The sequence below is a fragment of the Hymenobacter armeniacus genome, assembly GCF_014699055.1.
Taxonomy (GTDB): domain Bacteria; phylum Bacteroidota; class Bacteroidia; order Cytophagales; family Hymenobacteraceae; genus Hymenobacter; species Hymenobacter armeniacus.
On sequence record NZ_JACXAC010000001.1, the window covers coordinates 97,430 to 116,138 of the forward strand.

20 protein-coding genes are annotated in these 18,709 nt (G+C 62.8%); 8 read left to right on the forward strand and 12 right to left on the reverse strand.

What is annotated here, in order from left to right; genetic code table 11:
- Nucleotides 1-52: 52 nt before the first annotated feature.
- The 4 genes from menB to IC234_RS00485 all read right to left on the reverse strand — a co-directional run bounded on the left by menB (nt 53) and on the right by IC234_RS00485 (nt 4,546).
- Nucleotides 53-877: a 1,4-dihydroxy-2-naphthoyl-CoA synthase gene (gene menB / locus IC234_RS00470; protein WP_190921872.1), complete on the reverse strand. Its 825-nt coding sequence runs from the start codon at nt 875-877 to the stop codon at nt 53-55.
- A gap of 19 nt (nt 878-896) precedes the next feature.
- Entirely contained in the window at nt 897-2,777 is a 1,881-nt protein-coding gene (gene menD / locus IC234_RS00475) for a 2-succinyl-5-enolpyruvyl-6-hydroxy-3-cyclohexene-1-carboxylic-acid synthase (RefSeq protein WP_190921873.1), read from the reverse strand.
- Between the two features lie 104 nt (nt 2,778-2,881).
- Nucleotides 2,882-4,114, reverse strand: a complete 1,233-nt coding sequence (locus IC234_RS00480) for a chorismate-binding protein (protein WP_190921874.1) — start codon at nt 4,112-4,114, stop codon at nt 2,882-2,884.
- A complete protein-coding gene (locus IC234_RS00485; protein WP_190921875.1) occupies nt 4,115-4,546 on the reverse strand; it encodes a hotdog fold thioesterase in 432 nt (143 codons plus the stop codon).
- 138 nt (nt 4,547-4,684) lie between these two features.
- Here IC234_RS00485 and IC234_RS00490 point away from each other — a divergent pair, with 138 nt between their 5' ends.
- The 4 genes from IC234_RS00490 (at nt 4,685) to IC234_RS00505 (ending at nt 8,904) form a co-directional block, all read left to right on the forward strand.
- Nucleotides 4,685-5,308, forward strand: coding sequence for a histidine phosphatase family protein (locus IC234_RS00490; protein ID WP_190921876.1), 624 nt, complete (start codon nt 4,685-4,687; stop codon nt 5,306-5,308).
- Between the two features lie 167 nt (nt 5,309-5,475).
- Nucleotides 5,476-7,191 (forward strand): pyruvate dehydrogenase complex dihydrolipoamide acetyltransferase, encoded by a 1,716-nt coding sequence (locus tag IC234_RS00495; RefSeq protein ID WP_190921877.1) that lies wholly within the window; start codon nt 5,476-5,478, stop codon nt 7,189-7,191.
- 111 nt (nt 7,192-7,302) lie between these two features.
- On the forward strand, nt 7,303-7,842 hold the full coding sequence (gene hslV, locus IC234_RS00500) for an ATP-dependent protease subunit HslV (protein WP_190921878.1): 540 nt from the start codon (nt 7,303-7,305) through the stop codon (nt 7,840-7,842).
- A 90-nt stretch (nt 7,843-7,932) separates the two neighbouring features.
- The gene (locus IC234_RS00505; protein ID WP_190921879.1) at nt 7,933-8,904 is read left to right on the forward strand and encodes a deoxyhypusine synthase family protein; all 972 of its coding nucleotides are present in this window, start codon (nt 7,933-7,935) and stop codon (nt 8,902-8,904) included.
- Between the two features lie 101 nt (nt 8,905-9,005).
- On the opposite strand, the gene IC234_RS00510 is transcribed toward IC234_RS00505, so the two are convergent.
- From IC234_RS00510 to IC234_RS00520, 3 genes are all read right to left on the reverse strand, one after another.
- Nucleotides 9,006-9,386, reverse strand: a complete 381-nt coding sequence (locus tag IC234_RS00510; RefSeq protein WP_190921880.1) for a PH domain-containing protein — start codon at nt 9,384-9,386, stop codon at nt 9,006-9,008.
- A 163-nt stretch (nt 9,387-9,549) separates the two neighbouring features.
- A complete protein-coding gene (locus IC234_RS00515) occupies nt 9,550-10,860 on the reverse strand; it encodes a cystathionine gamma-synthase family protein (protein WP_190921881.1) in 1,311 nt (436 codons plus the stop codon).
- A gap of 123 nt (nt 10,861-10,983) precedes the next feature.
- Nucleotides 10,984-11,913, reverse strand: coding sequence for a DUF3667 domain-containing protein (locus IC234_RS00520; RefSeq protein ID WP_190921882.1), 930 nt, complete (start codon nt 11,911-11,913; stop codon nt 10,984-10,986).
- Between the two features lie 160 nt (nt 11,914-12,073).
- Here IC234_RS00520 and IC234_RS00525 point away from each other — a divergent pair, with 160 nt between their 5' ends.
- Entirely contained in the window at nt 12,074-12,598 is a 525-nt protein-coding gene (locus IC234_RS00525) for an SDR family oxidoreductase (RefSeq protein ID WP_190922618.1), read from the forward strand.
- A 133-nt stretch (nt 12,599-12,731) separates the two neighbouring features.
- On the opposite strand, the gene IC234_RS00530 is transcribed toward IC234_RS00525, so the two are convergent.
- The 4 genes from IC234_RS00530 to IC234_RS00545 form a co-directional block, all read right to left on the reverse strand.
- On the reverse strand, nt 12,732-12,902 hold the full coding sequence (locus IC234_RS00530) for a hypothetical protein (RefSeq protein ID WP_190921883.1): 171 nt from the start codon (nt 12,900-12,902) through the stop codon (nt 12,732-12,734).
- A 96-nt stretch (nt 12,903-12,998) separates the two neighbouring features.
- Nucleotides 12,999-13,457: a hypothetical protein gene (locus tag IC234_RS00535; RefSeq protein ID WP_190921884.1), complete on the reverse strand. Its 459-nt coding sequence runs from the start codon at nt 13,455-13,457 to the stop codon at nt 12,999-13,001.
- Nucleotides 13,458-13,563: 106 nt separating this feature from the next.
- Complete coding sequence (locus tag IC234_RS00540; protein WP_190921885.1) at nt 13,564-13,788, reverse strand: hypothetical protein; 225 nt, start codon at nt 13,786-13,788, stop codon at nt 13,564-13,566.
- Between the two features lie 47 nt (nt 13,789-13,835).
- On the reverse strand, nt 13,836-14,753 hold the full coding sequence (locus tag IC234_RS00545) for a DUF58 domain-containing protein (RefSeq protein WP_190921886.1): 918 nt from the start codon (nt 14,751-14,753) through the stop codon (nt 13,836-13,838).
- A 192-nt stretch (nt 14,754-14,945) separates the two neighbouring features.
- Here IC234_RS00545 and IC234_RS00550 point away from each other — a divergent pair, with 192 nt between their 5' ends.
- From IC234_RS00550 to IC234_RS00560, 3 genes are all read left to right on the forward strand, one after another.
- Nucleotides 14,946-15,314, forward strand: coding sequence for a DUF3276 family protein (locus tag IC234_RS00550; RefSeq protein ID WP_190921887.1), 369 nt, complete (start codon nt 14,946-14,948; stop codon nt 15,312-15,314).
- Between the two features lie 166 nt (nt 15,315-15,480).
- Nucleotides 15,481-16,581: a redox-regulated ATPase YchF gene (gene ychF / locus IC234_RS00555; RefSeq protein ID WP_190921888.1), complete on the forward strand. Its 1,101-nt coding sequence runs from the start codon at nt 15,481-15,483 to the stop codon at nt 16,579-16,581.
- Nucleotides 16,582-16,670: 89 nt separating this feature from the next.
- On the forward strand, nt 16,671-17,120 hold the full coding sequence (locus IC234_RS00560) for a hypothetical protein (RefSeq protein ID WP_190921889.1): 450 nt from the start codon (nt 16,671-16,673) through the stop codon (nt 17,118-17,120).
- Nucleotides 17,121-17,143: 23 nt separating this feature from the next.
- Here the strand turns inward: IC234_RS00560 and IC234_RS00565 are convergent, their stop codons facing one another.
- A complete protein-coding gene (locus IC234_RS00565; protein ID WP_190921890.1) occupies nt 17,144-18,604 on the reverse strand; it encodes a M48 family metalloprotease in 1,461 nt (486 codons plus the stop codon).
- Between the last annotated feature and the right edge of the window lie 105 nt (nt 18,605-18,709).

Consider the following 18,709-nt stretch of genomic DNA (forward strand, 5'->3'; position numbering starts at 1 on the left):
AAGGCCCGCACCGAAGTGCAGTCCTTTTTTCTGCATGAGTAATACCCCGCCGCTACGGGAATTTCGGGAATTTCGAGAAGTCCGGCTGGCGCTTTTCCATGTAGGCATTGCGGCCTTCCTTGGCTTCGTCGCTCAGGTAGTAGAGCAGCGTGGCGTTGCCGGCCAGCTCCTGAATGCCGGCCTGCCCGTCGAGCTCGGCGTTGAACGACGACTTGAGCATGCGCAGTGCCAGCGGGCTTTTTTGCAAAATCTTATGGCACCAGGCCACGGTGGTTTCTTCCAGCTGCTCCAGCGGCACCACCTTGTTTACCAGGCCCATGTCGAGGGCTTCCTGGGCGTTGTACTGGTCGCAGAGGAACCAGATTTCGCGGGCTTTTTTCTGGCCCACGATGCGCGCCAGGTAGGAGGCCCCGAAGCCGCCGTCGAACGAGCCCACGTTGGGGCCGGTCTGGCCGAAGCGGGCGTTTTCGGCCGCAATGGTCAGGTCGCACACCACGTGCAGCACGTGGCCGCCGCCAATGGCCCAGCCGGCCACCATGGCCACCACGGGCTTGGGAATGGAGCGGATTTGCTTCTGCAGGTCGAGCACGTTGAGGCGGGGCACGGCGTCGTCGCCCACGTAGCCGCCGTGGCCGCGCACGCTCTGGTCGCCGCCCGAGCAGAAGGCCCGGCCGCCCTCGCCGGTGAGCACCACCACGCCGATGTCGGTGCGGTCGCGGCAGATGTTCATGGCCTCAATCATCTCCTGCACCGTGAGCGGCGTGAAGGCGTTGTGCACCTGCGGCCGGTTGATGCTGATTTTGGCAATGCCGCCGTACTGCGTGAAGAGGATTTCTTTGAACTCCTTTATGGGCGTCCAGCTGATTTGTTCGGGCATGTTAGGTTCGCAGTTGGGGTTAAGAAAAAGCTTGTTTCACCGCGGCGCGGTATTGCTCAAAAAACGCCGCGTTGGTTTTAGAATCCGTGAAGACTTCCAGCACCGCCGCGCCGGTTTCGGCTGCAAAGAAAACCGGCAGCGCGGCTTCAAGTTCAGCAAATGCCGAAACCGGGAAGTAGCGCAGGTTAAAATCGCGCGCCGTGTTCTCGGCCGTGAGGCGCTGGCGGGTTTCGAAAAACTCGTCCAACTCCGGCTGCTGGCGCGGCCCGTCGATGATGCGGAAAATGCCCCCGCCGTGGTTGTTGAACAGCACCACCCGCAGGTTGGGCGTGGGGTAATTGTGCCAGAAGGCGTTGCGGTCGTAGAAAAACGCCACGTCGCCGGTGAGCAGCACCACCGGGCGGCCGGGCTGGGCCAGCGCCGCGCCCACGGCCGTGGAGGTGCAGCCGTCGATGCCGCTGGTGCCGCGGTTGGCAAACACCTCGATGTGCCGGCCGTGCGGCAGCCCCAATATGTTGGCGTAGCGCACGGCCATGCTGTTGGCCAGGTGCAGCGCGGTATAAATAGGCAGCGCGTTTAGGGCCAGTCGAAAGGCCGAAAACTCATTGAACTCTGGCATCGGCCGCGCAAAAAAGTCGGCCAGTAACTGGGTTGCGGCGGCATCGGCCTTGTGCCAGGCATCTCCCAGGCCGGCCGGCCACCCACCTGGCGGAACCGAGGACAACCAGTGCGTGGCACCGGTGGGCGTGCCCGATTCGGTGGAATTGGCCGAAATTTGAATAGCGTAACCGACCTGCTGCGGCACGTCGGCGGGCGGCAGCTCCGCCGTGGCCAGCGCCTGGAAGAACGTGGCTGGTTCCAAGCGAATGATTTTCGTGGTGCGCCGAAACGTGTCCGACGCCGGCCCGCTGGCTTGAACGTGCCAATGCTGCTGGGGGGCTGCACCGCGCAGAAATAGCTTAAGGGCTTTTGAAATCAACGACTGCCCAAATGTAATAAGCAAATCTGGCTGCAACGCGGCTTTTTCATCGGCCGACAAGCCCGCCAGAAACACATCATGCCGATGCAAAGCAAAATCGTAAGCGGGATTTTCGGCGGCCGAACCGTTCAGTATTTCATCATGCAAAAGGTCCTGTTCGCCGCTCACGTTGGCAATGACGTCGGCAATTACCGGGAAGCCATGCTCGGCGGAAAGCGTGCGCAGCGCAACTTCCAAGTCGGCATCGGCTCGGTGTTGGCCGGCCACAATCAGCACGCGGCCGGTGGCTTTGGCGTCCTGCAGTGCCCCTGGCAAGGAAATGCCCGCTGGAAAAGGGTAGTCCGTGTCGCGAATGATTTTCACGTCCTGCTCGTAGTGGGCCTCTTCGCCGGCTTTGGGGTAGAAGGGCTCGCGCAGCGGCACGTTCACTTGCACCGGGCCGGCGGGGTAGGTGCCGGCCAGGTTGATGGCCTCGTTCACCAGGCGCTCGGCGTGCCACTTGGCATCGGCGTGCGTGGTGTCCACGGGGAAATCAAACGCGCCCTTGGCGTGGCGGCCGTAGAGGTTTTGCTGCCGAATGGTTTGGCCGTCGAGCTGGTCTATCCACTCGGGCGGCCGGTCGGCGGTGAGCACCAGCAGCGGCACCTGCTGAAAAAACGCCTCGGCCACGGCCGGCGCGTAGTTCAGCCCCGCCGAGCCGGAGGTGCACACCAGCACCACCGGCCGCCGGGTGGCCTGCGCAATGCCCAGCCCAATGAAGGCCGCGGCGCGCTCATCGGGCACCACCCGCAGCCGGCCCGCAAACGCCGGGTGCCGGGCAAAAGCCAGCGTGAGCGGCGCCGAGCGCGAGCCGGGCGAAAGCACCACATCGGTAATGCCGTGGCGGGCGCAGATTTCGGCGATGTTGTAAACGGCCTGCATAAGGTCAGTTATCAGTTAATAGTTAGCAGTAAGCAGAGGTCAGCGGCAATTTGGCTAGCATGGAGCGGTATTTCTCCAACTGTTCACTGCTCACTAATAACTGTTCACTGTAATACCGTGGCTACGGTTTCCAGCTTCATTTCGGTTTCCTGCCACTCGCGCTCGGGGTCGGAGTCGACGGTGAGGCCGGTGCCGGCGTAGAGGATGGCTTCGTCGTCGCGCAACTGCAGGCAGCGCAGGTTCACGTAGAGGCGGGCCACGCCGGCGGCCCCCACGTTCACGGGGCCCAAGAAGCCGCTGTAGTAGGCGCGGTCGTAGCCTTCGTGCCGCTCAATGAAGTGCATGGCGGCCTGCTTGGGCATGCCACCCACCGCCGAGGTGGGGTGCAGCAGGCGCAGCATGTCGGTGCCCAGGTTGGGGAAGGGCACCTGGCGCAGGTTCACCTCAAAGTCGGTGCGCAGGTGCAGCAGCTGGCCGGCCACCACGGTGCGCGGGCCGGTTTCGTGGTACTCGCGCAGCCGCAGCTGCTTGAAGCAGCTCACGATGTAGCGGGCCACCAGGGCTTGCTCTTCGATTTCCTTTTGGCGCCAGATGGCCGTGCGCGGCGTCACCTCGGCCGTCACGGGCTGGGTGGCGGCCAGCGCCATGGTGTGAAAGGTGCCGTCGGCCGTCACTTCGGCCAGCACCTCGGGCGTGGCGCCCAGCCAGGTGCCCACGCCCGGCACGCTCACCAGCGACACAAACGCCCGCGGGTACTGTTCCGTGAGCTCCAGAAACGCCGCAAACGCATCGAAGCCGGCCGGCAGGGGCCGCCGCGCCGCGCGCGAAGTCACCACCTTCACCACTTCTTTGGCTTCGATGGCAGCCACGCCTTCTTCCACCAGATGCGTGTACTCGGCCTGGGTGGCGGGGTGGGGCGCGGGCTGGGGGCTGCGGTGCCAAGCCAGGTGCTCCAGGGGGGCGGCAGCCAGCCAGGCGGCCAGACCGGGGACGATGTAGCTGGCGGCGGGGGCCACCGTCACGGCGTCGGGCTCGGCCACGTCGTAGCGCACGTCGGCGGGCAGAAACAGGGCCGGGTTGTGGTCGGAGTCTCTAAAAGGAAAAAAGGCGAAGCCGGCCGGCGCCTGGGCGTCCAGGGCCGGGGGCAGGCCGGTGAAGGACGCTTCGAGGCTGCGCGCCACCAGCAGGCGCGGGTGCTCGGCGCCGGGCTCGCGCCACAAGGCCAGCGGCCGCCCGGTGCGCAGCGCACCCGCCGCCAGGTGCCGCAGCCGGGCTCGCGCGTCGAGGCCAGCCGCCGCGGCGGGCCAGCGCAATTGCCGAAGTTCGAGGGCCTGCATCTACGCTTGCTTTTCGCCGCCGGGCAGGTCAATCACGGCCATGGTGATGCGGCTGAGGCACACCAGCGCCCCGGTTTCTTCGTGCGTGATGCGGATTTCCCACACCTGCGTGCTGCGGCCCACGTGCACCGGCGTGGCGCGGCCGCGCACCCAGCCGTCGCGCACGCCCTTGAGGTGGTTGGCGTTGATTTCGAGGCCCACGCAAGCCTGTTTCGTGCGGTCGACGCGCAGGGCGGCGGCGATGCTGCCCAGCGTTTCGGCCAGGGCCACCGAAGCCCCGCCGTGCAGCAGGCCCATGGGCTGGTGGGTGCGGCCGTCCACGGGCATGCGGCCTTCGAGGGCGTCTTCCGACACGGCCGTGATTTCGATGCCAAGGGCGTGGGCCAGGTTGGGCCGCGAGTCCGTCCAGCGCTTCACTTCTTCCAGGGTCATGGGGCAGGGGCAAGGCTGCTCAAAAACGCAAAACGGCCTTCGAACAGCGGGTTGAGGGGTAGGGGGCCAACGGCCGGGGCTAAAACCCCGTACTTTGAACGATTGTTGACGGATTGTACCGCAAAACTACCACGCAACGTGAGGCCCCGGACCATCTTCCTGCTGCGCCACGGCCAGACCGATTTCAACGTGCGCGGCATCGTGCAGGGCAGCGGCGTCGATTCGAGCCTGAACGACACCGGCCGCCGCCAGGCCGCGCAGTTTTTCGCGGCCTACGGGCACGTGCCCTTCGATAAGGTGTATACCTCGGCCCTGCGCCGCACCCACGAGTCGGTGCAGCAGTTCCTCGACCTCGGCCTGCCCCACGAAGCCCATGCCGGCCTCAACGAGATAAGCTGGGGCGTGCGCGAGGGCACCCGCATCACGATGGAAGAAGACGCCGAGTACCGCCAGGTGCTGCACGACTGGGTGAACGGCCGCACCGATGCCCGCCTGACCGGCGGCGAAAGCCCCGACGAAGTAGCCGCCCGCCAGCGCCCCTTCATCGAACTGCTGAAGGCGCGCACCGACGAGCAAACTGTGCTGGTGTGCATGCACGGCCGCGCCATGCGGGTGATGCTGTGCCAACTGCTCAACTACCCGCTCAGCGCCATGGAGGGCTTCGAGCACAGCAACTTATGCCTGTACAAGCTGGAGTACACGGGCACAGTGTTTACGGTGAAGAATTTTCTGGACGTGGCACATTTGCAAGCCGCAGAGTAGAGAGCAAAATTGTTTCGCCAGGCATTGCACTGTCATCCTTGCGAAAGACTCGCGCATTGCCCGGCTAAAAACGAGCATTGTCGTACGGACACTCGCGAGACGCAAACATTGTCTGGCCAACTTTTCGGGCTAATTTTGGCCTCCTCAATCCAAGCGCGACAAATCTGATGGCCGAAATCATAAAAATGCCCAAAATGAGCGACACGATGACCGAAGGGACCATCGCGGCCTGGCTCAAAAAGGTGGGTGATAAAGTTAAATCCGGGGACATCCTGGCCGAAGTCGAGACCGACAAAGCCACCATGGAGCTGGAGAATTACGAAGACGGCACCCTGCTCTACATCGGCCCCAAGGAAAAAGAATCGGTGGCGGTCGATGGCATTCTGGCCATTGTGGGCAAGGAGGGTGAAGACTATTCGGCCCTGTTGTCGGGGGCTCAGGGCGGTGCTGCCGCGCCGGCTCCGGCCGCGGCGCCCGCGCCCGAGGCGCCCAAGGCCGAAGCCCCGGCGGCTCCTGCGCCGGCCCCGGTAGCCCCGGCGCCAGCGGCCACTCCCGCCGCCCCGGCCAATGGCAAAAAGGCCACCGTGGTGCGCATGCCCAAAATGAGCGACACGATGACCGAAGGCACCATTGCCGCCTGGTTGAAAAACGTGGGCGACAAAGTGAAATCGGGCGACGTGCTGGCTGAAGTCGAAACCGACAAAGCCACCATGGAATTAGAAAACTACGAAGACGGCACCCTGCTCTACACCGGCCCCAAAGCCGGCGAAGCCGTGGCCGTGGACGGCATTCTGGCCATCATTGGCGAAGAAGGCGCCGACATTCAGGCCCTGCTGGGCGGCCAGAGCGGCGGTGCCGCCGCCGAAGCTCCCGCACCCGCCGAAGCGGCTGCTCCGGCCCCGGCTGCTGCCCCCGCTGCCCCGGCCCAGCCAGCCGCGGCCGCGCCGTCGGCCAATGGCGGCCGCATCCTGGCCTCGCCGCTGGCCAAAAGCATTGCCAAAGAAAAAGGCATCAACCTAGCCCAGGTAGTGGGCTCCGGCGACAACGGCCGCATCGTGCAGCGCGACGTGGAGAACTTCCAGCCCGGTGCTGCTCCGGCCGCGCAGGCGGCTCCGGCCGCGGCCCCCGCCCCGGCTGCTGCCCCGCAGGCTGCCGCGCCCGCCGCCGCGTCGGCCCCGGCGTCCAGCGCCCCGGCTTCGACCGATGCCTACACCGACACGCCCGTGTCGCAGATGCGCAAGGTGATTGCCAAGCGTCTGTCCGAGAGCTTGTTCACGGCCCCGCATTTCTATCTCACGATGGAAATCAACATGGACAAGGCCATGGAAGCCCGCGTGAAGCTCAACGAACTGTCGCCGGTGAAGCTGAGCTTCAACGACCTGGTGCTGAAATCGGCGGCCATTGCGTTGCGTTCGCACCCCGCGGTGAACTCATCGTGGCTGGGCGACAAAATCCGCCAGAACAAGGTCATCAACATCGGCGTGGCCGTGGCCGTGGACGAAGGCTTGCTGGTGCCCGTGATTCGCAATGCCGACCAGAAAGGCCTCGCTACCATCGCCAACGAGGTGAAAGAGCTGGCCGGCAAAGCCAAGAGCAAGAAGCTGCAGCCGGCCGAGTGGGAGGGCAGCACCTTCACCATCTCGAACCTGGGCATGTTCGGCATCGACGAGTTCACCGCCATCATCAACCCGCCGGATGCCTGCATCCTGGCCGTGGGCGGCATCAAGCAAACCGCCATTGTGAAAGACGGCCAGCTGGCCATCGGCAACATCATGAAGGTGACCTTGAGCTGCGACCACCGCGTGGTGGACGGCGCTACCGGCGCGGCCTTCCTCCAGACGCTGAAAAGCCTGCTGGAAGACCCCATGCGCTTGATGATTTGATTTTTTGGTTGTCAGTTGCTAGTTGTCAGTTGTCAGGTCATCGTAAGCTGGCCCGGCAACTGACTTCTGCTTTTACCAACAACTGACAACCAGCAACTGACAACTAACCTTATGACCAGAATTCGCTCAACAACCGTCCTCGGCATCCGGCACAACGGCGAAATTGCCGTGGGCGCCGACGGCCAGGCCACCATGGACAAGCACGTGGCCAAAAACAACGTGCGCAAAATCCGCAAGCTGGGCGAGGGCAAGGTGGTAACCGGCTTTGCCGGCTCCACGGCCGATGCCTTCATGCTGCTCGACCGCTTCGAGGAGAAGCTGACCAGCTACGGCGGCAACCTCAAACGCGCCGCCATTGAGCTGGCCAAGGACTGGCGCAAAGACCAGTACTTGCGCAAGCTCGAAGCCATGATGGTGGTGGCCGACAAGGACGAGCTGCTCATCGTGAGCGGCACCGGCGACGTGCTGGAGCCCGACTCCGACGTGGCCGCCATCGGCTCCGGCGCCATGTATGCTCAAGCAGCCGCGCTGGCGCTCAAGAAACACGCGCCGCACCTCTCGGCCCGCCAGATGGTGGAAGAGGGCCTGCACATTGCGGCCGACATCTGCATCTACACCAATCATAATTTGATGATTGAGTCGCCGAGCTAGGCGAGCCGTATGAATAACCCGAACGTCATGCCTCGGTTACGCTCGGCATGACGTTCAACCCAATCTCGAAAACAACCCAATTCCCTCGCAATGCACATTACCAACTTCATCCGCCACCATTTCCGCCACTTCAACGCTGCTGCCCTCGTGGACGCGGCCGATGGCTACAACAAGCACCTCGCCGATGGCGGCAAGATGATGATAACCCTGGCCGGCGCCATGAGCACCGCCGAAATGGGCATCCAGCTGGCCGAGCTCATTCGGCAGGACAAGGTGCAGATTATCAGCTGCACCGGCGCCAACCTGGAAGAAGACATCTTCAACCTGGTGGCCCACGACTTCTACGAGCGGGTGCCGCACTACCGCGACCTTACCGCCGCCGACGAGCACGAGCTGCTGAAGCGCCACATGAACCGCGTGACCGATACCTGCATTCCGGAGGAGGAGGCCATGCGCCGCATCGAGCACACCGTGCTCAAGCACTGGGAGAAGGCCGACCAGGCCGGCGAGAGCTATTTCCCGCACGAATTCTTCTACCAAATTCTGAAGTCGGGCGACCTGGAGCAGTACTACCAGATTGACCCCAAAAACTCGTGGATGCTGGCCGCGGCCGAGAAAAACCTGCCCATCATCTGCCCCGGCTGGGAAGATTCCACCCTCGGCAACATCTACGCCGGCCACGTCATTTCGGGCGACATCAAGAACGTGCACACCATGAAGACGGGCATCCAGTACATGATGTACCTGGCCGACTGGTACACCAACACCGCTACGGAGGAAAGCAAAATCGGCTTCTTCCAGATTGGCGGCGGCATTGCCGGCGACTTCCCCATCTGCGTGGTGCCCATGCTGCACCAGGACTTGCAGCGCCACGACGTGCCGCTGTGGGGCTATTTCTGCCAGATTTCGGACTCGACGACCAGCTACGGCAGCTACTCCGGCGCCGTGCCCAACGAGAAAATCACCTGGGGCAAGCTGGGTGAGAAAACCCCGAAATTCATCATCGAATCGGACGCTACCATTGTGGCGCCGCTGGTGTTTGCCATCGTGCTGGGGCAGTAGGCTCTGGTTTCGGCATGCAGAAAAGGGCCTTTCCCATGCGGAAAGGCCCTTTTTGTTTGTAAGGTTTACAACGGGGCGAGCTTGCGCCCTGCGCAGCTCGGTTAGCCAAGTACGTGTTGGGCCAGCACGCGCTGCACGTCGTAAATGTTGACCTGGCTGTTGAATTTGCGCGTGATGCTGGGCAAGGTTTCGCTCGACACCCAGATTTTCAGCTCGGCATCCAGGTCGAGGTGGCCGGCGGTTTCGATGCTGAACCGGGAAATGCTTTTGTATGCCACCGAGAGGTACTCGGCTTTCTTGCCCGTCACGCCCTGCTTGTCCACCATAATCAGGCGTTTGTTGGTGAAGATGAACACGTCGCGCACCAGCTTAAAGCCAATTTCGATGGTTTCGCCGCTGGCCAGCAGCTGCCCGTATTCGTTGGTCAGGTCGGCGGGCTGAACGGTGCCTGCGTTCTCAAGAAGTCCAGAAAAGAAGCCCATGAATGTGAGGAGTGAAAAAGTGGATGAACGGCGGCAAAGGAAGCGAATCCAAGACATTCTCCTGCTTGGGAAATTCGGCAACAGGAGTGAATCAAAAGGAAACCCTGCCCGCGGTTGACCGGCAGGCAGGGTTTTGCGGGAATCATTCCTTCGACTGGCTGAGCTAGGCCATGACCAGCTCGGTAGCTTCCTGTGGCACCTCCACGGCCGCAAACGCCTGCTCCAAATCCAGCATCAAGTCGCGCGGGTCTTCCACGCCGATGCTGAGGCGTATCATTTGGGCGGTGATGCCCATCTCGGCCTGCTCGGGCACCGAGATGTCGGAGTGCGTCATGGTGGCGGGGTGCTCGGCCAGGCTTTCGGTGCCGCCCAGGCTAACGGCCAGTTTGATGAGGCGCAGGGCGTTGAGGAAGCGGAAGGCTTCGGGCTCGCCGCCCTTGATGTCGAAGGAAATCATGGAGCCGGGCGAGAGGCAGTGGCGGCGGTAGATGTCCTGCTGGGAGGGGCAATGCTCGAGGTGGGTGAGGTAGTAGGTGCGCGCCACCAGCGGGTGCTGGCGCAGCCAGTCGGCAATGGTGTGGGCCGACTGGGCGGCGCGCTCCATGCGCAGCTTCAGGGTTTCGAGGGAGCGCATGAGCATCCAGCCGGTGTTGGGGTCGCACATGGTGCCCATGAAGGTGCGCATGGCTTTAATCTCCTTCATGAGGGGCTTGCTGGCCAGGGCCGCGCCGGCGATGAGGTCGGAGTGGCCGCCCAGAAACTTGGTGGCCGAGTAGAGCACCACGTCGGCCCCGTGCTTGAGCGGGTGCTGGAAAACCGGGCCCAGGAAGGTGTTGTCGACCACCAGGCGGATGGGATTTTCCGGGGTGCCGTGCTGGCGGGCCAGGGCGGCGCAGGCTTCCAAATCCACGAGGTGGTTGGTGGGGTTGGCGGGCGTCTCCACAAAAATCATGGCCAGGCGGCCCTGCTCGATGCCGGCCACTTGGGCGGTGAGCTCCTCCGGGGTGGCGGTGGGGCGGAAGCCCACGGCGGTGATGCCGAACTTGGGCAGCACGTTCTTGAGGAAGAAATCGGAGCCGCCGTACACGGGCTCGGAGTGCAGCACCACGTCGCCGGGTTTCAGCAACGCCAAGAGCGTGGTGCTGATGGCGGCCATGCCGCTGGCGAAGCTGGCCGCTTCTTCGGCGCCGTCCCAGAGGGTGAGGCGGTGCTCCAGGATTTCGAGGCTGGGGTTGTTGAGGCGGGAGTAGATGAGGCCCATTTCCTCGTCGGGGTTGGCCTGGCGCAAGCCGTAGGCCAGCTCGAAGTAGGCCTTGCCCTGCTCGGCGCTGCTGAAGACGAAGGTAGACGTCTGGAAAATAGGAGGTTTGATGGCGCCCTCGCTCCAGGCGGGGGTGTAGCCGTAGCTCATCATCAAACTTTCGGGGCGCAGCGGTTGGCCGCCAATGTGGGCGTGGTCGTGGAGGGTGGGCATGAAATGGGGGTTGGGTGGGAGGGAAGATTAGGGCGGCGAAGGTAGGATTTTGTTTTGAGAGGCAACAAAAAGCCCGTCGCTGGGGCAGCGGCGGGCTTTGAGGATTCGGCAGCGGGAAGGGGGCTAGTGCGTGGCGGCCGTGCGCGGCGTTTTGGCCGGTCGCAGGTCCGGCCGCTCGTGGAGCACCTGCACCGTGAGCACGGCGATGCACACCACCGCCGCTACCAGCAGCACCCCGAGCTGCAGCAGCGAGATGCCCAGCGCCCGGCCGTAGCGCCGTGCCGCGGTGAAGGCGGGGGCGGCCAACAGCAGCTGCGCGTTCACCCAGAACGTGTACACCAGCGTTGGGATAAAAACCAGTTGCGAGGCCAGCCCCAGGAACGCCCGGTTGCCGGCCAGCAGCGCAGGCAGCATCACGGCCAGGTTGATGACGGTGAGGGTACCCCCCACGAAGCAATTGGCCAGCAGCACCTCGGCGTAGTTGTAGCCGGCCCGCCGTAGCAGCCACCACGCCACTAGGCTGTTGAGCGGCATGAGCACCAACTGCATTAGGTAAGGGTGCTTCACGGTGATGGAAAGGTAGCGGTCCATTACCACCGACATGAGCGCCTGCGGGGGGGCGCCCGCCGCGGTGGACTGCGCGGCCATCATGGCGTGTTGCAGGTCGAGTTGGAAGGCCGACATGACCAGCGCCGACAGGCCCACCAGCAGCAGCAGGTAGCTCACCGGCCGGAACTGCCGCGTGCGCTGCCCAGCCAAATACCCCCGGATGGTGAGGCCGGGGCGGGTCAGCAGTTGGTAAAACGTATACACCAGCCCCTTGTCGACGTGCCAGATGGAGTGGGGCAAGTCATGAAACAGCAGGTGTTTCAGGGTGATGCGGTGCGTGGCGGCCGCCTGTCCGCAGTGGGCGCAAAACCGGTCGGTGAGGGCCGTGCCGCAATCGAGGCAGTGCGTGGGGTGGGCGTGGCCGGCGGGCAGGGTGGGTGGGGCGGCTTCGGTGGCCGCCACGGCTACCCAGGTAGTCGTGATAGGAGCGGAAGTGAGTTCCATTTTTGCAGGTGGTAAGGCAGTAGGGTGATTCAAAATAAAGCACAAATGGCCGCTGGGGCAAGCACGGAGTGCGTGCAGATTTCGACCAGGCAGCGTATCTGAATGGGCAGGTGCAGGCCATCTGTCTTCATGAGCCTTTTTTGCACAAGTCAGCCGCACGCTGACAGAAACTTTCGGCACCGATAAGTTCAATTTCCTTATCAACAACGCCGGCACTGGCCTCTACGCGCCCTTTGCCGGAACCACCGAGGCGCAGTTCGACGAGGCCATGAACATGCACTTCAAGGGGCCCTTTTTTCTCACGCAACAGGCGCTGCCACTGCTGCGCGACGGCGGCCGCATCATCAACATTTCGTCGGGGCTCACGCGCATCATCAAGCCCAATTCCTCGGCCTACGCCAGCATGAAGGGCGCCATGGAGGTGCTGACCCGCTACCAGGCCAAAGAGCTGGGGGCCCGGGGCATCGCCGTCAACATGGTGGCGCCCGGGGCCATTGCCACCGACTTCGGCGGCGGCCGGGTGCGCGACAACCAGGAACTGCAAAACCACATTGTCTCGCTCACGGCGCTGGGCCGGGTAGGCCTGCCCGACGACATCGGCCCGGTGGTGGCTTTCCTCTGCACCGACGATGCCCGCTGGATAACCGCCCAGCGCCTGGAAGCGTCGGGCGGACAGGCTATTTAGCCCGTCCGTCGTTGGCCTCGCCGCTGTTTTGGCCTAGCGGCGAAGGCCGGCTCATCAGCAAAAAAGCCTTCCTGCGTTGGCGCGGGAAGGCTTTTTTGCTGATGGGTGACGGTAGAGAGGACCGCAGAATGGGCTACTGGCCCATTTTGCGGTGGCGGTAGGAGTCGACCTGCTGCCGCAACACGGCCAGCAGGCTGCCAAAGCGTTGCTGGGCTTCCTTTTTGCTTTCGAGCCGTTGCAGGCGCGTGTTTATCAAATCGGAAAAGTCCTCTACGGTGTAGGTACGTTTCGGCGCGGTAGGCACGGGGCGTGGGTCAATAGATTGCCGGGCAAAATAGCGGAAGGGCTGCGGCTGCGTATGCGCGCAGCCCTTCAAACTTAGCAGGTAAAACCCGAAAACCTAGAAACGGAATAGCGGCCGTTCCGGATTCCAGATGCCCCACGGAATCATAAGCAGCACCAGCAGCAGGGCCACGCCGAAGTAGAGCAGGGCTTTGCGATGCTTCTGGGTGCTGTCGGCGGTTTTCTTGACGGCGATGCGCCCCACCTGGGCCACGATGGCGGCCAGAATCATCACGACCACGTGCTCCATGCCGAAAAAGCGTTTGGTGGGGTCCTGCATCGCCCCGGCCTCCTTCATGGCCTTCAGGCCCCAGGGGCTCAGCCCAAAGTACAGCCCCAGGCCGATGAGGACCTGCAGCCACATGAAGCCCGAAAAAGCGGCGCTCATGCCGTTGTCGGCGCTCACAAAAGGCCGGCGGCCCGAGTAGCCCACGAAAGCGCGGTACACGGCGATGAGGCCGAAAATGACCACGAACCAGCGCGACCAGGAGTGCAGAGAGAGAAGGATTTGGTACATAAAGAGAGAAGAAGGGTGAACAAAACAGGCACAGCGCCGCCGCGAAAGTAGCGCCGGCAGCGGCCGTTTGCCTCAATTGGTGCCCGCAGGGCTGGCACTGCCCGGCTCAGGCCGCCGGTGGCCGCTGGCGCGCCGAAGCCTCCTGTTTTTCCTCGGCGGCCCGCTCGCGCATGGCCACAAACAGCGCCACAAACACCGAGAAAAACGGCACCACCATCCCAAACGCAAACCAGCGCCAGAACGAGCGGCCGTAGTTGTAGGCGATGTAGCCGGTGATGGGCGCAAACACCAGCAGCGAAACCGCGAAAACGAGAACGAAGCGAAGAAACACAGCTCAGGGTTGAATACGGAGTGCAAGCCCGGGGCCCGCCAGAATGTTTAGCGCACCTTGCCGCGCTTCACCAGGTAGGCGTAGAGCACTTTCTCAAACGGCTCGCGCACGTCGACGGGCACGAAATCGATGCGCAGCTGCCCGCAGCGCTGGGCCAGCTCCTGCTCGTAGGCCGTCATGGCGGCCCGGTACTGTTCCCGCACCTGCGAGGGCTGCAGCTTGATTTCCTGGCCGGTTTCCACGTCTTCAAAAATGTAGGGCCGCTCGGCAAAGTCGAAGTCGGCTTCGGTGGCGCGGTCCAGCACGTGGAAGAGCAGCACTTCGTGGTGCTGGTGCTTGAGGTGCTGCAGGGCGGCCAGGGCCGCTTCCTGCTCGGCCGCGCCGCGCCCCAGCATGTCGCTGAAAATGATGACCAAAGAGCGTTTCGGAATCTGTTGGGCAATGGCGTGCACGGTGCCGGCCACGTCGGTGCCGCGCCGGGTGGCGGGCACGGGCGGGCGCTCCAGCAACTGCTGCAGGGCCAGCAGCAGGGTGTGGCGGTGGGTGCTGGTGGAGCGCACCGGCGTCTGGAGCTCCACGGTGTCGGCGAAGGTGACCAAGCCCACGGCGTCGCGCTGGCGCGTGAGCAGGGTGGTGAGCGCCGCCGCGGCCAGAATGCTGAATTTCAGCTTGTCGTGGCCCGGCGCGGGGTAGTACATGCTGGGGCTCACGTCGAGCAGCAGGTGGGCGCGCAGATTGGTTTCCTCTTCGTAGCGCTTCACAAACAGCTTGTCGGTGCGGGCAAACACTTTCCAGTCGATGTGGCGCGTGCTTTCGCCGGGGTTGTAGAGGCGGTGCTCCGAAAACTCCACCGAAAAGCCGTGGTAGGGCGACTGGTGCAGGCCGGTAATGAACCCGTCGACCAGCTGGCGGGCCAGAAATTCGATGTTTTCGAAGGAGCGGATGGCGGCGAGGTCGATGGGCATGGGGTGGCAGGTGGGGGAGTGGGCCGTAAAGAACGTCATGCTTCGCCGTGCGCTGCACGGCGTTCCGTTGTCCCGCTCCTGATAGCAACACCCGGCGCGCCCCCGCCGTTTATCTTTACCGCACAATTCGTAAGTTGGCCGTCACAATCAACCATCGACGCTATTTCCCACCCATACCCCCAACCCATCCCTGTGGACGACCGTCACGACCAGGAAGAAATTTATTCCCAACGCATTAAAGCCGGCAAGCGCACGTATTTCTTCGACGTGAAAGCCACCCGCGGCCAGGACTACTACCTGACCATCACCGAAAGCAAGCGCCGCCAACACGGCGACGACTCGGTGAGCTACGAAAAGCACAAAATATTCCTCTACAAGGAAGATTTCCTCAAGTTTGTGGACGCCCTGCAGGACGCCGTCGACTACGTGCGCGAAGAATTGCTGACCCCCGAAGAGGTAGCCGAGCTCGACCGCCCGCGCGACTACGACGACCGGGACCAGCCCCGCCGCGATTTCGACCGCCCCGCCTTCGACCCCAACCGCAGCGACGACAGCTTCTAAATGGGTGATTAACGGGTAGTGGTTACCGGTTAATCTCTCTACCTTTTTTCAACGGCGCGAATGGATGAACGTCCGTTCGCGCCGTTTTGCTGTAGCAGCGTGCCGTACCTTTGCGGCCGAATGGGCTAATTCCTCATTCTTAATTCTTCATTATTAATTCGAAGCAATGGGCCTCCGCTGCGGTATCGTCGGCTTGCCAAACGTCGGCAAATCGACTCTTTTCAACGCTCTTTCTAACGCCAAGGCCGAATCGGCCAACTACCCGTTCTGCACCATCGAGCCCAACGTGGGCGTCATCACCGTGCCGGATGAGCGCCTGCAAATCCTCGAAGCGCTGGTGAACCCCAAGCGCGTGCTGCCCACCATCATCGAGTTCGTCGACATCGCCGGCCTCGTGAAGGGCGCCAGCAAGGGCGAGGGCCTGGGCAATAAATTCCTGGCCAACATCCGCGAAGTCGACGCCATCATCCACGTGGTGCGCTGCTTCGACGACCCCAACATCGTGCACGTGGCCGGCGGCGTCGACCCCGTCTTCGACAAAGACGTCATCGACACCGAGCTGCAGCTCAAGGACCTGGAGAGCGTGGAAAAGAAGCTGCAGAAGTCGGAGCGCAGCGCCAAAGCCGGCGACGCCGTGGCCAAGAAAGAAGTGGTGTCGCTCCAGAAATTCAAAGCCGCCCTGGAGGCCGGCCAGAACGCCCGCGCCGTGGCCGCTTCCGAAGACGACCTGGCCGCCATTGCCGACCTGCAACTGCTCACCGTCAAGCCCGTGATTTACGTGGCCAACGTGGACGAGGCCAGCATCGCCAGCAACGGCAACCACCACGTGGAGGCCCTGCGCGAGCACGTGAAAGCCGAAGGCGCCCAGGTGGTGCTGGTGTCGGCCGCCATCGAGGCCCAGATTGCCGAGATGGAAGACCCCGAGGAAAAAGCCATGTTCCTGGGCGAATACGGCCTCACCGAGTCGGGCCTGAACAAGCTCATCCGGGCCAGCTACGAGCTGCTGAACCTGATTACCTACTTCACTGCCGGCGTGCAGGAAGTACGGGCCTGGACCATCCACCGCGGCGACAAAGCGCCCGCCGCGGCCGGCGTCATCCACTCCGATTTCGAGAAGGGCTTCATCCGCGCCGAGGTTATCAAGCTACCCGATTACCAGGAATACAAAACCGAAGTAAAAATCAAAGAAGCCGGCAAAATGGCTGTGGAAGGCAAAGACTACGTGGTGCAGGACGGCGACATCATGCACTTCCGGTTTAACGTGTAGGTTGCGCAAGAAGGATTTTATTCTGACGGCGTGCATAATTTAAACGCCCCAACCGGTATTCGGTTGGGGCGTTTTTATGTGTTCAGCGAATGGGATTTAATATCAGCGTATGCGGCGGAGTTGATTCGGGTTGCGAAGGCAGTGATGTTTTCATCAATAGGTCTTACTACAATTTCGTCGCCAGCTACGACCTGTTTGAGGAAGAATCTGTGCTTGTAAAAGCAGGTGAATACGCTGGTTTGGACCTACATCCGCTAACCAACGTGGCTTACCTTGATGGTTTTGAGGAAGGCGACGAAGCAGAAGTTGAGCAAGACGTAGACAAACTGCTCACCCTTGTCAACGCATTCATAGCTAAGGTGAAGAGTGAACCAAGCATGATTGATAAAATCAATTATAAAGCCAAGGCCTTCCAATACAGCATGTGGAAGGACTATTTCCATTCCGGAGGGATATTGGAAGACCTTGAAGCCCTTTCACAAGCCTTAACCCACTACAAAAACGCAGGAGAAAGCAAAGTGTTTTTCGGGGTAGGCTAGTAGTGCTTGCCTGCCCCGAAAAATTATTTCCCCGCCACTTTAAACAACGTCCCCTTCGGCAACTGGTCGGTCGTTTTCATACCGTTGAGAATGGCCATTTCCTCGTAACGCTTGCTGGGGATGCCGTTGGCGGCCAGGGCGGAGGCCAGGGTGGTGTTGCTGGCCGCGGCTTTGATGCGGATGTGCTCGGGCTGGCGGTTCAGCTTGCTGGCGTCGGTGAGGCGGGCGTAGCCCTGGGCGGCGCGCTGGAACTGCGGCGCGTAAGTACCAAAGCTGGAAGCCGCGGCCAGGCCCACGAAGGCATACACGGTTTGGCCGTCCTGAATGAGCTGGGCCAGTACGTGGGCCGGTGTGCTCTGCTGGTCTGAAGCGGCCTGGTCGCCTTCAATCACCATGGCGGGGAAGCCGTTGATGGTGGTTTTCTGGGCCTGAGCCGATTGCAGGCCGATGGATTTGGCCAGCGACTGCGCGGCGGCGTCCAGGGTGCCGTTGCCGGCGCCGAGGAACACCAGCAGGGCTTTGCCGTTGGGCTCGGCCATCTGGAACTGCTGGGGCGAGTTCTGCGACTTCCAGCCCGAGGGGATGGGGAAGCGGAACTTCAGGTCGGGGTGGTAGAACACGCCGCCTTCCACGAAGCCCTGGCGCGGGTCTTCGCCGTAGTTCAGGCCCTCAATGGCTTTCAGGTACTGGTTGCGGTTCACGGCCAGGGCACGGCCGCCGGCCGCCTGCTTGGCTTGGGCGGCCAGGCCTTTCACGCGGGTGTAGCGGTCGGCCGAGTTGGGGTGGGTGCTCAGGAAGGTGGGGATGCTGCTGCCGCTCTGGGCCTCGGTGCGTGAGAGCGTCTGGAAGAAGTCAGCCATGTGGCTGGCGTCGTAGCCAATTTTGGTGGAGTACTTCACGCCCAGGGCGTCGGACTCGTTCTCGTCGTCGCGGCCGTACTTGAGCATGCCCAGGCCCACCACCTGCTGGGCCACGCCGCCCACCGACTGCATCACGCGCGGCGCCAGCACCGAGCCCAGTATCATGCCGATGCCGGCAATGGTACTGCGCGTTTGCTGCTTTTTGCCGTGCTGGGCGGTGATGTGGCCCAACTCGTGGCCGAGCACGCCGGCGAACTGGGCTTCGTCGTTGAAATACGCCATGATGCCGCGCGTGAAGTACACGTGGCCGTCGGGCGTGGCAAAGGCGTTGATGACGGGCGAGTCGACCACCGTGAAGCCGTAGTCGCCGGGGCGGTCCGAAATGGCCGTCATCTGCTTGCCCTTGGCGTCGATGAGGTTTTGCAGCGTGGCGCTGTTGTAGAGGCCAAACTGGGCAATAACGGCCGGGTCGGGCTTGGCGCCCTGCAGGGGCCGGGCGGCGGGGGTGCTGGGAGCGGCCGGCGTGCGCGCGGCCCAATCGGTGAGGCTCGAAGAGCTGGCCAGGGGCAGCAGGAGCAGAAGGGCGGCACCGGTGCGCAGCCCGCGGATAATGGGATTAGGCATGGGAAGAAAATTAACAAATGGAGCCGGCGCCAACGCGACAGCCGAGCTTGCAAACGCAGCAACATATATAGAGTTGCGCAGGCGGCCTGGCCCACTCAATCCAAT